The sequence below is a fragment of the Terriglobus saanensis SP1PR4 genome, from assembly GCF_000179915.2.
Classification (GTDB): Bacteria; Acidobacteriota; Terriglobia; order Terriglobales; family Acidobacteriaceae; genus Terriglobus; species Terriglobus saanensis.
Genome location: NC_014963.1, coordinates 2,568,973 through 2,583,436 on the forward strand (window position 1 = coordinate 2,568,973; position 14,464 = coordinate 2,583,436).

10 protein-coding genes are annotated in these 14,464 nt (G+C 57.2%); 6 read left to right on the forward strand and 4 right to left on the reverse strand.

Translation table 11 applies throughout. The features are described 5' to 3' along the window. Nucleotides 1–609: 609 nt before the first annotated feature. The 3 genes from ACIPR4_RS10600 to ACIPR4_RS10610 are packed head-to-tail and all read right to left on the reverse strand — an operon-like array spanning nt 610 to nt 6,218. The gene (locus tag ACIPR4_RS10600) at nt 610–3,762 is read right to left on the reverse strand and encodes an efflux RND transporter permease subunit (RefSeq protein ID WP_013568663.1); all 3,153 of its coding nucleotides are present in this window, start codon (nt 3,760–3,762) and stop codon (nt 610–612) included. After that, a complete protein-coding gene (locus ACIPR4_RS10605) occupies nt 3,763–4,932 on the reverse strand; it encodes an efflux RND transporter periplasmic adaptor subunit (protein WP_013568664.1) in 1,170 nt (389 codons plus the stop codon). After that, nucleotides 4,932–6,218, reverse strand: coding sequence for a TolC family protein (locus ACIPR4_RS10610; protein ID WP_245536305.1), 1,287 nt, complete (start codon nt 6,216–6,218; stop codon nt 4,932–4,934). The genes ACIPR4_RS10605 and ACIPR4_RS10610 overlap by 1 nt, the downstream gene beginning before the upstream one ends. A gap of 290 nt (nt 6,219–6,508) precedes the next feature. On the opposite strand from ACIPR4_RS10610, the gene ACIPR4_RS10615 reads away from it, so the two are divergent. From ACIPR4_RS10615 to ACIPR4_RS10640, 6 genes are all read left to right on the forward strand, one after another. Next, complete coding sequence (locus tag ACIPR4_RS10615) at nt 6,509–7,672, forward strand: two-component system sensor histidine kinase NtrB (RefSeq protein WP_013568666.1); 1,164 nt, start codon at nt 6,509–6,511, stop codon at nt 7,670–7,672. Then, the gene (locus ACIPR4_RS10620; protein WP_013568667.1) at nt 7,669–9,075 is read left to right on the forward strand and encodes a sigma-54-dependent transcriptional regulator; all 1,407 of its coding nucleotides are present in this window, start codon (nt 7,669–7,671) and stop codon (nt 9,073–9,075) included. Before ACIPR4_RS10615 ends, ACIPR4_RS10620 begins: the two co-directional genes overlap by 4 nt. Before the next feature lie 54 nt (nt 9,076–9,129). Further along, nucleotides 9,130–9,717, forward strand: coding sequence for a histidine phosphatase family protein (locus ACIPR4_RS10625; RefSeq protein WP_013568668.1), 588 nt, complete (start codon nt 9,130–9,132; stop codon nt 9,715–9,717). 169 nt (nt 9,718–9,886) lie between these two features. Beyond that, nucleotides 9,887–11,101, forward strand: coding sequence for a hypothetical protein (locus tag ACIPR4_RS10630; protein WP_013568669.1), 1,215 nt, complete (start codon nt 9,887–9,889; stop codon nt 11,099–11,101). Further along, nucleotides 11,098–12,591, forward strand: coding sequence for a hypothetical protein (locus ACIPR4_RS10635; RefSeq protein ID WP_013568670.1), 1,494 nt, complete (start codon nt 11,098–11,100; stop codon nt 12,589–12,591). Before ACIPR4_RS10630 ends, ACIPR4_RS10635 begins: the two co-directional genes overlap by 4 nt. Nucleotides 12,592–12,642: 51 nt before the next feature. After that, a complete protein-coding gene (locus ACIPR4_RS10640) occupies nt 12,643–13,251 on the forward strand; it encodes a DUF1643 domain-containing protein (RefSeq protein ID WP_013568671.1) in 609 nt (202 codons plus the stop codon). A 46-nt stretch (nt 13,252–13,297) separates the two neighbouring features. Here ACIPR4_RS10640 and ACIPR4_RS10645 read toward each other — a convergent pair whose 3' ends face one another. Further along, nucleotides 13,298–14,353 carry a class I SAM-dependent methyltransferase gene (locus ACIPR4_RS10645; RefSeq protein ID WP_013568672.1) on the reverse strand — a complete coding sequence of 352 codons (1,056 nt, stop codon included), beginning with the start codon at nt 14,351–14,353 and terminating at the stop codon, nt 13,298–13,300. Between the last annotated feature and the right edge of the window lie 111 nt (nt 14,354–14,464).

Sequence of the window (14,464 nt, forward strand, 5' to 3'; positions counted from 1 at the left end):
AGCTGCGAACTCTTCGCTTCACTGCCAAGACTTGAACAAAACTTAAGGGTAAAGATGTGAAAGTGTTGTGTTCACTCTATTACCAAAATTCACTGAAATATCAGTAGCCCCTAACTTTATTTTTAGAGGCCAGCTCTAGTTTCCTGCACCATGTAGTCGACGATTGCCTCAGATCACCGGTTTCTGCCAAACCTTCAGTTGCCGGTCTGCGCCTCACCCTGTTTGCAAAATGTCCCGGATCGTATCCATATCCCTTTCAAGTCCTAGTTCCTGCAGACTGCTGCGTCGTTGAAAGCGAAGCCCTTGAGTCTCGACGGAATAGCTGGAGAAGCTGTCCGGTACTAAGCCAGAATGTGTGGAAGAAAGTACCGCGGCGAATTCACGATCCGAATTGCGGCCTCTCAAACTTCAATACCAACATGCACATGAGACCAAAGATAGGTTTGCCCGCACCACCTGCTGCAGGTCTTCGACGACAAGGGCCTAGCACTCGTCCGGGTAAATCTCTTACGTCCGCCAGACGAATCATGTTCCGCCGCAGGTCGTAGAGGTGTCTCGTCACGGGATCAATGGTCTGAGACTCCTCTTCGATATCAAGCAGGAGAAGGGTTATACCAGGATCTCGGCAGACTCCTCTGTCTCTTCGACATAGCTTCCTTCAAAGAAGGCGTAGACGACTGGCAGCAAGAGAAGAGTCAGCGCTGTGGAGCTGACCAGGCCGCCGATGACAACGATGGCCAGCGGGCGTTGAATTTCAGAGCCCGGACCGGTAGCGAAGAGAAATGGAACGAGGCCAAGAGCGGCCACCGTTGCGGTCATCATGACCGGCCGGAAGCGCATGCGCGTTCCTTCGCGAACGGCGTCTTCTGGCGAATGACCTTCCTGCCGCAGCTTGCGGATGTAAGAGACGAGCACCACACCGTTGAGCACTGCCATTCCCCAGAGAGCGATGAAGCCCACAGACGCTGGCACGGAAAGATATTCACCTGAGATAAAAAGGCCGAGGATGCCGCCAATGGAGGCGAGCGGAAGCACCGTGATGATGAGCGCGGCGAATCGTACGGATTTGAAGAGCACGAAGAGCAGAAAAAAGATCGCCGCGATGGTGATGGGGACAATGATCATCAAGTGATGCAAAGCGCGTTCCATGTTGTGGAACTGCCCACCCCACTCGATGAAATAGCCAGAGGGAAGTTTGACCTGTTGATCTACTTTTCCTTGCAGTTCTTTGACATAGCCGCCGAGATCGCGGTTCTGCACGTTGACGCCCACCACAATACGGCGCTTGCCCATGCTGCGATTGATGAGCGCCGGGCCTTCGACGACCTTGATCGTGGCGAGATCCTTCAGCGAGATACGCGGGCCAGACGGAGCGCTGATTTGTAGTTCGCGGATATCTTCGACGCTATCGCGCAGGCTCTGCGGCAAACGCACCACAGCAGCAAAGCGGCGTTCCCCTTCGTAGATGTCCGTTGCGGATTTTCCTGCGATGGCCATTTCGATCACGTCATTCACATCCGCGGCGTTCAGACCGTAGCGGGCGATTGCGCTGCGGTCGATGTCAATGGTTAGGTATTGCTGTCCTCCGACGCGGTCCACGCGAGTGTCCTGTGTGCCCTGGATGCCCGTGGCGACTTTAGCAATCTCGCTTGCTTTGGCTACGAGTACGTCGAGGTCATCTCCATAGAGCATGACGGCAACGTCGGCACGAACACCAGAGACCATCTCATCGACGCGATCGCTGATGGGCTGTGACATGACCAGATTAATGCCCGGAAGCGATGTCAGTCGGGTACGAATCTGCTCTGCGATTCCGTCCTGCGTCATGCCGCGTGGCCGTTCGTCAAAGGGCGTCAATGAAGCGAGTACATCGGCTTCGTTGGGACCAGCGGGATCTGCTGGCGATTCGCCACGTCCTACGCGTGAGACGACACTCTGCACGCCGGGCACCTGCAGCATAAGCCGCTGCATCTCGCGCTCCATTTTGAGCGACTCTTCTAGTGAGATGTTCGGCACACGATCTGCATTGGGAGAAAGTGTGCCTTCCTGCATCTCCGGAATAAACGACGTTCCGAGGAAAGGAAAGATCAGAAGTGCACCGACGAAGAGCGCTACGACGGTCAGCACGGTCGTCTTGCGATGATGGAGTGCCCATCCCAGCAGACGACTATAAGGTTTGCGCAATGTTCTTACGAGCCATGTATCGTCTTCCGAACCGCCCTTCAAGAGATACGAAGACAGTACGGGCGAGAGTGTAAGTGAGAGCACCAGCGAAATCGCAATCGCAATGGCGATGGTGTACGCGAGAGGCGCGAACATCTTGCCCTCCATACCTTCGAGCGTCATGAGCGGAAGGAAGACCAGGATGATGATGGTGACGCCTACGACTGTTGGCGTGGCGACTTCCTGTACCGCATTGAGGACGACCTGGAGTTTGCTCCATCTACCCAGATCGCCGTGTCCTGCGTGCCTTGCATGACTGAGTTTGCCGAAGACGTTTTCGACCACGACGACGGATCCATCCACCATGAGGCCAATCGCGATGGCGAGACCTCCAAGAGACATGAGGTTTGCGGACAGACCAATCTGATTCATTACGAGGAAGGTCAGCAGAGGAGTCAGGAGAAGATTCGCGCTGACGATCAGGCTCGAACGCAGGTCTCCAAGGAAGAGAAACAGAATTACTACGACGAGGACAACACCTTCGCCGAGAACTTCAGTGACGGTGTGGATCGCGGCATCTACGAGTTGTGAACGGTCGTAATACGGCACAATCTGGAGGCCGTCGGGGATCATGTGCTTGCTGTTGATCTGGGCTACGCGCTCCTTCACGCGGCCTACGATCTCCTTGGCGTTGCCACCGCTCGTCATGAGGACAACGCCGCCCACGGCTTCTGTCGCGCCGTTCTTGATCATTGCGCCCGCACGCACTTCAGTTCCAATGCGGACGTCGGCAACGTCGCGCATGTAGACCGGCGTACCACCACTCTCTTTCAGGACGATGTTGCGCAGATCATCCAGACCGCGCACAAGGCCTACGCTGCGGATCAGATACTGTTCTGCGTGCTGCGGCAGGACCCCTCCCCCCGCGTTGGCATTGTTGCGGGAAAGTGCCTGGCGTACATCGTTGATGGTGAGGTTGTAGTAATGCAGCTTCTGCGGATCGACGAGGGTCTCGTACTGCTTCACAAATCCGCCGGTGGAGTTGATCTCCGCAACACCCGAGATGGAGCGCAACAGAGGACGGACGACCCAGTCCTGCAAGGTACGCCGCTCGATTAACTCTTCGCGCGAAAGAGCGCGCTTCGTTTCGGCTTCACCGGGCAATTCGAGAGTGTATTGGTAGACCTCGCCCAAGGCGTTTGTGATGGGACCGAGTACGGGTGTAACGCCTTCCGGCATGCGCTCGCGCAATTCGGCGAGGCGCTCGCTGACCATCTGGCGTTCGCGGTAGAGATCGCTCTCGTCCGTGAAGACCAGTGTTATGAGCGAGAGCCCTGGCTTGTTCAGAGAGCGCATGTCCGTCATACCCGGCAGGCCGGTCATCGCGATCTCAATGGGGATAGTGACAAATCGTTCTACTTCTTCCGGAGACTTCCCTGCTGCTTCCGTTGCGATCTGCACCTGCACATTGGCGACATCGGGAAATGCATCGACCGAGAGCTGCTTTGCAGCGTTTACGCCAAAACCTGCAAGCACTACAGCTATGACCACAAGGATCAGGCGTTGCCGCAGCGCGACCGCCACGATGGACTGCAGCATCTACTGGCCTCCCTTGATCGCGTTCTGCTTTCGCTGATTATTGAGGTGGAAGGCTCCATCCGTCACGATGCGCTCGTCGGCACGAACGCCGCCAAGCACAACGCGTCGATCATCTTGCTCCTCCCCCAACTGCACCTCACGCAGCAAATACTTCTGCGGCGCAATCTGTACAAAGACGTGATCACGATTGTCTTCGCGGACCGTGGCTGTGTTCGGTATGGTCAACTTTCTGTCCGCATGACCGGTGAAGATCATGCTGGCGAGTTCATCCGGCTTCAGACGTCCTTCCGTGTTCTTCATTTCCATACGGACCGCCACTGTTCGAGTGGCTGGATCGACAATGGGTGAAACGAAGGACAGACGTCCTGTGATTTCTTCCTGCGGCAGGGCAGGAATTTTTACGGTCACTTCCATGCCCTTGCGGAGCGTGCCTGCATCTTCCTCAGGCACGTTCGCTACGATCCAGACGCTGGAGAGATCCGCGATGGTGAACGCAGGGTCGGATGGTTGCACCACTTGTCCGATGGTAATCTCGCGCTTCAATACCGTTCCACCTTTTGGCGTGACGATGGGATAGTCCGCGCTCAGCTTACGGTTGGTCTCCAACTGATGAATCTGATTCTCCGTCATGCCCAGGCCGCGTAACTGGGTGCGATAGGAGGAGACCTCTGTACTGGCCTGCAACTGTTCCGCACGCCGTCGTTCCAGCTCTGCGCGTCCGATGACGTCCGCTTCCACAAGCTGCTCCGCACGCTTGACGGATGCTGCTGCAAGTCCTTGTTGCGAGCCTGATTTGATCAGAGCTACCTGCGCATCGGAGAGGTCCGTGCTGTGCAGCATCGCCAGCGCCGTTCCGGCTTTTACATTCTGCCCTTCAAAGACCAGCAGTCGCAGGATGCGGCCGGAGACGGGTGACCCCACGCGCGCAATGCGGCTGGCATCTGTCTCCACGTGCGCGGCCACCTGCATCAGGCCCGTCACGTTGCGCATCTCGGGCGAACCGAACTTCAGGTTTCCAGCGAGCGCAGGAGGAATGGTGACTTCATTGGGACCTACGTTCTGAGCAACGGCGGATTCTTCCGGCTTCGCCTTGCATCCCTGCGCCACAAGAAGCGGCAGTACAAAAAGTATGACAGCGCATGCGCGTAAAACTTGATTTCGTATCGTCATTAGGGCCTCGTTCCGGGCGCAACCGCACCAAGTTCTTCCAGATCCACCAGTGCAGACTGGCGCGCATATTGCGCGGCCAGCAGGTCACCGCGCACGCTTTGCAAAACGCGTTGCGCGTCCAGTACTTCCACGATGCCGCGCTCGCCGAAGCGGTACGCCGCCTTGGCGCCTTCTACCGCACTCTCCGCTGCGCGCAGTTCGCCACTCTCCAACGAGGTCGCCTGCTGATCTGCGAGTTGGTACTGCTCATACGCACGCTCGAGCGCAGAGATCAGCTCCAGTCGTCGCTGTGCCAACAGAGCATTGGAGCGTGAGACGGCCGCCTGCGCTTCTCCAATCTGGCCACGTCGACGATCCCAGAGCGGAATCGGTACGGTGACACCGGCCCGCCAGAAACGCAGATCCGGCTGATTTTCATATTCGGCAAAGGCCGTCGGTTGCGGAATGCGCAGGGCCTTTTCCCGGTCGAGCGATGCCTTCGAGGTCTGGATGTCAGCCTGCGACTGTCTTACCGCCGGGTGCATCTGCAGAACCGTCTCGCGCACCTGCGCAACGGGAACCAGAGTGATGCGTGGTTCCAGTTCGCCCTGCGGACTCAGCTGCGCATCCGCCGGTGCGGCGATTGCGACGCGCAGGAGTGCGATCGCATTGGCATATTCCAGCTGCGCGCTGCGCACGGCGAAGCCCGCACGGGCCAGTTCGGCCTCTGCACGCGTCAGTTCGAGACGCCCTTTTTCACCGACTCGAACTTCGAGTTCCACACGTCTTCGTAGGTCTTCGACCAGTTGCAGATTCTCCTGCGCATGTCCTATTTCCTCACGCCGTCGCAGCGCAGCGTAAAACGCATGCTTGACGTCCGCCACGACAGAAAGCGTCACACCCTGCTGGGCGAATTTGCTGCTGGAGATTCCGCCCACAGCAACGCGCTGACGCGCCGCACGCTCCGAAGGAACCTCGATGGCCTGATAAGCAGCGTAGTGCTGGAGTAGGCCGGGGACGCCGGGCGTTGAAATGGGTCGCGCATACTGGCGACCTTGAAACACTTCGAGGCTTGGATTGGTATAGGCACGAGCAGTCTTTGCCGCAGCAGCCGAGCGGTCTGCATTGGCTGCGGCCTCTTGCAGGCGCGGGTTTCCGCGTTCCGCCATGGCAATGGCATCGACCAACGACAAAGGGATGGACGACTCAGAAACAGGAGCCACGGGCAAAGAAGCTACCGTGGTCTGCGCAAGCGCAGGCTGAACCGACAGGATTAAAGAGAAGAAGGCAAATTTACAAAGCGTCACGTAAGGTCTAAGGCAATCAGCAAGCCAAAAGACATAAGCAGGAAACACGCACTTCTAGCGGCTTTCTATGAGAGTCGATACACGGCAGCTGTCCCATATGGAGCAGCGGTGTTCTGAATGGTTCACTCGATTGGGAGTGTCTGAAGAAAATTGCGCCGATTTCTGTGCGTTGCACTTGGCGTTCAAATTGCTTCCTCCCCTACAGGATGTCTTTCAGCCCCATCGTCGATTCACCGCCTCCCTTTCGTGTTGGAGAGACTGCTCCTTGGCCTCCGTGGGATGATGAAGACATGCCACTTCTCTCGGTGGGCCTACAATCCGCATTCCGCTCCGAGCGAGTTTCGCCCCTGCTCTCCCGGCGTCTCAAGATTGCGACGGTGGTCCTGCTCGTCATCACGCTCGCGTTTTTTACCTGGGTGACGCCACCGCATGCAGAAGTCCTGCATAACATCCTGCATCACCTCAACATCCTGCCCTTCATGCTCGCCGGCCTGTTCTTTGGCTGGCGCGGCGCGTTGAAGACAATCCTTCTTGCTCTTGCACTGCAAGCACCCTCCATTCACCGCCACTGGCATCGAGCCCCTTTGGATGCGCAGGACCAGATCGTGGAACTGAGCACCTTTGGCGCGGCTGGCATCATCGCCGGAGCGCTCGCGGACCGCGAACGGATGCAGCGCAAGAAAGTCGAAGCGACGAAGCGTGAACTGGAGAATGTGTACACCGAACTGCACCAGAACATCGAGCGCCTGAAGAAAACGGAGCGCCTCACCGCCGCGGGCCAACTCTCCGCCTCGCTCGCTCACGAAATTCGCAATCCTCTCGCGAGTATCAGCGGTGCCGCCGGAATTCTTACCCGTGGCCAGGCCTCTCCTGAGAGCCAGGCGGAGTGCCTCGACATCCTAACCAAGGAGTCGCAGCGGCTCAACAAACTTCTGACCAACTTCCTCACCTTTGCACGACCTCGTCTGCCGCGCTTCCAGGCTACTTTGCCCAGTGAGATGATTTACTCCGTCGCCGCTCTGGCGCAGCATGTTGCGGGTGAAAAGGGAGTGGCGCTCGAAGTGGAGACGTCATCCGACGCGCGAGAGATCGATTGCGATCCGGAGCAGATCAAGCAGCTGCTCTTGAATCTTCTACTCAATGCCATCCAGGCTACGCCGAACGAGGGCACTGTCTTGATCCGCACGCACTTTATCGTCAAAGCACTTCAGGTTGAAGTTTGTGACGAAGGCAGTGGGATTGCGCCAGAGGAGCGTGACCGCATCTTCGAGCCCTTCTTTACGACGAAAGAGAACGGCACTGGCCTGGGTCTTGCGATTGCCGCGAACATCGCTTCACAACATGGCGGAACGCTTACTTGTCGTGCCAACATTGGCGGCGGCGCGATCTTCCGCATGGAACTTCCATGCAGCGAAGCAAAACCTCTCCCGAAACAAAACCTGGTGCAGGCATGAAGCAAAAGCACATCCTCGTCGTAGATGACGACAGCAGCCTGCGGCGTGTGATGAAGATGCAGCTGGAAGAGGCAGGCTACGAAGTCTCACTTGCCTCCGATGGTGAAGAAGCCTGGATCAAGCTGCAGGAGACGGAGCCTTACCTCGTCATTACGGACCTCCGCATGCCGACCACAGGGCTTGAGCTTCTACGCTGTATTACGAAGGAAGGCCTGCAGACCACAGTGATTGTGATCACAGCGTTCGGGACTGTAGAGACAGCCGTGGAAGCCATGAAGCTGGGTGCATACGACTACGTTACGAAGCCTGTGGACTTCGATGCCCTTCTGGTGGTCGTACATCGGGCCATGGAGAGGCAGAACCTGCTGGAAGAAGTGCGCAACCTGCGTTCCGCGCTCGATGCGCGTTATGGCTTCGAAGGCATCGTTGGTCAATCCAAGAGCTTTCTCCGCGTCCTCGATCAGGCGGCCCGCGTCTCGCAGCGAGACACTACGGTGCTGATTGAAGGAGAGACGGGGACGGGCAAAGAGTTGGTCGCACGCGCCATCCATCACAACAGTCAGCGACGAAATCGTCCTTTCATCGCGATCAACTGCGGTGCCATTCCACATGAACTCGTGGAGTCGGAACTCTTCGGCTATACACGCGGCGCTTTCACAGGAGCGGTGGCCCACAAACAGGGCCGCTTCGAAGCGGCAGATGGGGGCACCGTTTTCCTTGATGAAGTCGGCGAGCTGCCGCTTGAGGCACAGGTAAAACTACTGCGTGTACTTCAAGGCGGTGAAGTTCCTAAAATTGGTGCGAATACGCCGATAAAGGTCGACGTACGCGTGATCACGGCAACCCATCGCAACCTTGCAGCGATGGTGGAGGACGGCACGTTTCGCGAGGATCTTTATTACCGCCTGGCCGTGGTGCCGCTGCGGATACCGCCGCTTCGCGAACGCAGGGAGGACATTCCCGGCCTCATTGAAGCATTGTTCCTGCGAGCGAAGAAGCTGCATCATCTGGAGCAGGTAACGCTTTCATCGGGCGTCCGCCGCCGCATGACGGCCTATAGCTGGCCCGGCAATGTGCGGCAGATGGAAAACGTCATTGAGCGCTTGCTCGTCCTCTCCGCATCCGATCTCATCACCGAAGAAGATCTGCCGGAAGAGTTGACGAGTGCTTCTGCAAACAACGTGAGCACGGCAGATTTTTGGCGCGATCTGCCGGAGCAAGGCATCAGTCTTGAAGCAGTGGAACGCAACCTGATCTGCCGAGCGCTGGAGCGCTGCGGGGGAAACCAGACCCATGCCGCGCGTTTCCTCGACATAAGCCGTCGCACGCTCATCTATCGCATGGAGAAGCACGGCCTCGCTTCCGCAGAAGCGACGACGGCAGACAATCCTTCCCAGGGATAAGGCTGGTACGGTCTAAACTAAAGGCGTTCTGGCGGAAAAATCGAGGAGAGCAGCATGAAAGTTTTGAGCGAAATCTGGCTGGTACGGCATGGAGAGACAGAATGGAGCCTCTCCGGAGCACACACCAGCAGAACCGACATCCCTCTTACCGAGCAAGGGAAAGAGAGAGCCGTGACACTCAAGCCGTACCTGGCACGACAGGATTTTTCGCTCGTCCTGACGAGCCCACGGCAGCGCGCTCAGGAGACCTGCAAGCTCGCGGGGATGGGCGATCAGGCAGAGGTCGATGCCAATCTCGCCGAGTGGGATTACGGGATCTACGAAGGACGCACGACGCCTGAGATTCGCAAAGAACATCCCGGATGGTCTGTTTGGAACGACCCGATTCCTGAAGGCGAGAGCCTTCCTCAGGTGGCTGCGCGCGCCGAAAAAGTGATTTCAAAAGCGAAGGCGGCGGGCGGAAAGGTGTTGATCTTCTCGCACGCGCACTTCCTGCGTATCCTCACGGCGTGCTGGATGGAATTGCCCCCGTCGAACGGAAAATCGCTGGCGCTAACGACTGGTTCCCTCAGCATTCTTGGCTACGAACGAGAAACGCCCGTTCTTCGCCTCTGGAATCGGTCCTTCGAGACTTCACTCTAAATTTGTTGAATTTGGAAAGGAGATCTGGTAACGAAACTATTTTTTTGATATTTCTTATCCGACCGAGGAATAAACCTGATGATTCAGGTTTATGTCAGCACCATGAGGTGTTGGTCACGCTAGGATAGATGCCCTCCTCAAAATTTCTTTCGAGCGAAGGAAGGGTTCATTGGCTACTCATATCGGTGTGCAGGCGATAAGTTCTTTAGACACTTACCCAACAAGTACAGAGTCCAGCCAACAAATTGCGTCCACCACACGGATGCCCTGGTACCTCTGGTGCATTGCCTTGGCAGCCACCTGCAATACGGTAGGCATCCCCTGGGACATCTCCTGGCACCGCACCATTGGTCGGGATAGTTTCTGGAACCCTGCGCATGTAACGATCTATCTTTCCGCCGTTTTTGCGATCTTAGCGTGCTCCTATCTCATTCTTCCGACGACCTTTCGCAGGAACTCTCCATTCCGTCCCTTCTCTGTTCGCGTACTTGGCCTCCGCGGCCCACTCGGTGCTTTTGTCGCGGCCTGGGGCGGCATTGCTATGCTGACCTCTGCTCCCTTCGATGACTGGTGGCACAATGCCTACGGTCTCGATGTAAGACTCGTCAGCCCGCCGCACACGCTCCTGTTCTTTGGTCTGCGAGGGATCAGCATCGGTTCGATCCTTCTGGTTGCGACCTACGTGAATCGCGCCGCGTCGCATGGAGATGAAGCTGCCTACCGTGCGGGGCAGCGGATGCTGCTCTATCTCGGCACTCTTCTCGTGATCGATATCTCGATCTTCCTTATCGATTTCGATTCGTTTATCAAGTGGCACTCGCGGAGTCCTTACACGACGATCGCTCTTACGATCTTTCCCGTACTCGCGATGATGGCGGGAAGTTTACGGCATCGTTGGACGGCAACGATTCTGACCGGCGGGTATATGCTCTTCAACATCGCCGAGATTCTCTTCCTTCCACTTTTTCCAGCCCAGCCGAGGCTGGGCCCGGTCTACAATCCCGTGACCCATATGATTCCTATGGAGTTTCCGATCCTGCTGATCGTCGTGGGAGTAGCGATTGACCTTGTGCGGCAACGCTTTGCAGGATGGCCCTCGCTCACCGACACGTTCATCGCCAGCACGCTTTCGATTGCATCTCTGGCGGCAGTCAGTTGGCCTTTTGCGAACTTCCTCATGAGTCCCGCCGCACGCAACCGTTTCTTCGGAACGATGTATCAGTCTTACTTTGCTCGGCCTGAACGCATTCTCCACCCGCGTTTTGATCTGCCCGAGCACGGCCTGCAGTTTTTCGTGAGTCTCTTGATTGCGGTTTTGTTCGGCACGGCCACTTTATGGATAGGGGCCCGCCTCGGTCGCTGGGTCCAAGGGCTTCAAAGATGAGCACGCGCAACCTTCCCACTTGCCTTCTCTTACTTCTCCTCACACTCTGCACTCTTCCCGCGTACGCCCACGTCGGCAGCAAAGATATCTTTGAAGAAGTCTCGAAAGGCCCCTACAAACTCTACGTCACGATTCGTACGCCTACAGTGATTCCAGGGGTGGCCACCGTGGAGATACGATCCAGTGGCACTCTTCCAGACAGGATCGAGGCTACGGCGACGCCCATGACTGGTCCCGCCGCAGAACACCCTCCTGCGCCAGATATTCTGCAGTCGTCAAAGGAGGATCCCCATTTTTACACGGGCACTCTCTGGATCATGGCGTCCGGCTCATGGGAGGTCCGATTTTCGATCCACGGCGCATCCGGTAGTCAAACGGTGGCGATCCCGGTTCCAGCTTCCGCGCTCTCTACTCTGGCGATGAAACGCGGCGTCGCCGTCTCGCTTGTTCTCCTGGGAACCTTTCTCGTCCTGGGCATGGCAGGCATCTTCGGCGCCGCTGTCCGCGAAAGCAGCCTGGTGCCGGATGCGACACCCAGTCCTGCCGGACGGCGGAAGGCGCTTCTGGTCACTGTCGTCACTTTCGCGGTGATCTGCGCGCTCTTATGGAAGGCCAACAAGTGGTGGAATGTCGAAGCCGCTCTGGCTTCGATGAAGATCTACCGTCCTCTCTCGATGACGCCCGAGCTGCGGGGCGATTCGCTAAGCCTCATCCTCGGCAACCCCGGCGCAGAGCAGAAGGAACAAACGCAGCAGCGCTCGAACCATGACTTCATCCCTGACCATGGCAAAATGATGCATCTGTATGTCATCCGTCAGCCCGACTTGGACGTTGCTTTTCATCTTCATCCCACACTCCACGGCTCTGAGTTCGATCTCGATCTGCCGCAGATGCCGCCCGGTCACTACTCCTTGTATGGCGATGTGGTGCATGCCAATGGCTTTCCGGAAACTCTGGTAAGTTCGATCGACATCCCCACAACGCAACACGGCGTTGCGCTTGCTGCAGACGATGCTGGAGGATCCCCTGCCCCCTTGAGCGCAGGCATGCTTGGGCCACGATATCCCCTGCCCGACGGTTACACCATGGTGTGGTCCCAGCCCGCATCCCTCACGGCGAACACCGGGTACTCTCTGCACTTCCGCCTGCTCGATCCGTCGGGCGCAGACGTCAAGGATATGCAGCCCTATCTTGGTATGGCGGGACACGCTGCTTTCGTCAAGACGGACGGCACCGTCTTTGCGCACGTCCATCCCGAGGGCTCAGCCGCCATGGCCGCCATGATGCTTGCCAATAACGGTGGCAGCAACTCGGAGATGCCCGAGGGTCAAAGCATGTCGGAAATGCCGGGCATGTCTACAGGGCCTGCAGTGACCAATGCCGTAGAGTTTCCCTACGGCTTCCCCAGTGCCGGTCGATACCGCATCTTTGTGCAGATGAAGCACGGCAACACTGTGGAGACAGGCGCCTTCGACGCGATGGTCCATTAGGATTCGCTGCCTCATTTGAGACATGCCGCCGAGTAAGATCATAGAAACAAGATGATGAACGCTCTGCGCAAACCCATAGAAGTCTCTGCGAAAAGTAAGGTCACCCCTCCGCACGACCCGGGCGGTAAATCAAAACCACGATGGCCGGCGGATTCGAACATCAGTGCGCACTTCTCTCCCTGCAAGCGCTATCGCTATACGCTCACAGAGATTTGGGATTCGCAGCTTTCACCCATTATGTGGCTGCTGATGAATCCCTCCGTGGCCAGTGTCGAACACGCAGATCCAACGCTCATTCGGACCGGGCGGTACGCTCGCCTTTGGGGATACGGCGGCCAGTTGGTCGGGAATGTCCACGCCTACCGCACGACCGACAAGCACAAGCTTCTTGATGTGGATGACCCGGAAGGCCCGGAGAATGTTAATGCCCTTGTTCACATGGCAAAGCAAGCGGGAAGGGTGATCCTTGCCTATGGGCAGCCGCCGAAGGTGCTCCGTCCCAGATCGGCCGAAGTAGTTCAACTGCTGCGAGAGACAGGCGCTACGCTTCACCATCTGCGTCTCTCGAAAGATGGCTCGCCGTCTCATCCACTTTATCTCCCTGCAACGCTGGGTCCCACTCCCCCTCTACCAAAGACAAGTGTTCTTGCGGCCGGTTGAGAGGCTCATGATTTGAGCCTCTCAACGCCTGCTTCAGTTCAGTAGATTACGGGCGCGCCTCATAGACCAGATTGAAGGGTGTTTCTGTGGCGCGGCGAAAGCGTGTAAACCCGCCCTGCATGACTGCTTCGCGAATGCGCTTCTCACCTGCCTGCGCTCCGAGGCACATTGCGCCATCCTGCGAACGCGAAGCTGGCGTGCAGATGAACGAAGACGCCGAGTAGAAGATGCGTCCGACGGGATTGAGATTTTCTTCGAGCCGATCGTTCGCGAACGGCTCAACCACCATCCAGGTCCCATCTGGCCCCAGGCTTTTCAGAACATGGCTAGACGCACCGATCGGATTGCCCATGTCATGCAGGCAATCAAAAAATGTGACCAAGTCATAATTCTTGCCGGGATAGGCCGTGGAACTCGCTACCTCAAAGTGCACGCGATCGGCAACACCCGCGCGGGCTGCAGCGTCGTTCGCGTAGCGGATCGACGGTTCGTGATAGTCGAAGCCAGCGAACGTCGCATTGGGATAGGCCTGCGCCATGATGATGGTGGAAGCTCCGTGTCCACAGCCAACATCGGCGACCTGGGCGCCAGCTTTGAGCTTGTGCTCCACTCCTTCAAGAGACGGAATCCAGCTTTTGACCAGATTAGCCGCGTAACCTGGGCGGAAGAAGCGCTCGGTGCCACGGAACAACGCCGCATCGTGCTGATGCCAGCCAAACCCCTCTCCGGTCTGAAAGACCGCGATCATCTTTGGGATGGCGCTAAAGTGCGCAGTCGCAAATTCAAATGCACCTGGAATAAACGCTGGTCCGTCTTCTACGGTAAGAGCGAACGCCTGTTCTTCAGTGAGGCTGAAGTTGTCCGTTGCGGGATCGTACTGTACATATCCACTCGCAGCTTGTGCGGAGAGCCATTCGCGCACATACCGCGCATCTGTTCCCGTCTTCTTCGCTAATCCATCGGCTGAAAGTGGTCCATCGGTCAACGCCTTATACAGACCGAGTTTATCGCCGACCACCACGGTTGCGGCGTGCATCACAGCACCGAAATCATGGACGAAGTTGCCCATGAACGCTTCTAATTTGACTTGGTCGATTGCCATGAAATCTCCTTGGCTGGGGAGTTTCTTCGATTGCAGATCGCACAAGAATTTTCCAAAGGAAGAGGGAGAGTAAACAAAACCTCTCGACACTTCCTATCGGTCTACCTCAAA

Coding starts and splice junctions, on each gene's coding strand:
- ACIPR4_RS10620 (WP_013568667.1), top strand. CDS start 7,669: ATGAAGCAAAAGCACATCCTCGTCGTAGATGACGACAGCAGCCTGCGG.
- ACIPR4_RS10645 (WP_013568672.1), bottom strand. CDS start 14,353: ATGGCAATCGACCAAGTCAAATTAGAAGCGTTCATGGGCAACTTCGTC.
- ACIPR4_RS10605 (WP_013568664.1), bottom strand. CDS start 4,932: ATGACGATACGAAATCAAGTTTTACGCGCATGCGCTGTCATACTTTTT.
- ACIPR4_RS10635 (WP_013568670.1), top strand. CDS start 11,098: ATGAGCACGCGCAACCTTCCCACTTGCCTTCTCTTACTTCTCCTCACA.
- ACIPR4_RS10615 (WP_013568666.1), top strand. CDS start 6,509: ATGCCACTTCTCTCGGTGGGCCTACAATCCGCATTCCGCTCCGAGCGA.
- ACIPR4_RS10640 (WP_013568671.1), top strand. CDS start 12,643: ATGATGAACGCTCTGCGCAAACCCATAGAAGTCTCTGCGAAAAGTAAG.
- ACIPR4_RS10600 (WP_013568663.1), bottom strand. CDS start 3,762: ATGCTGCAGTCCATCGTGGCGGTCGCGCTGCGGCAACGCCTGATCCTT.
- ACIPR4_RS10625 (WP_013568668.1), top strand. CDS start 9,130: ATGAAAGTTTTGAGCGAAATCTGGCTGGTACGGCATGGAGAGACAGAA.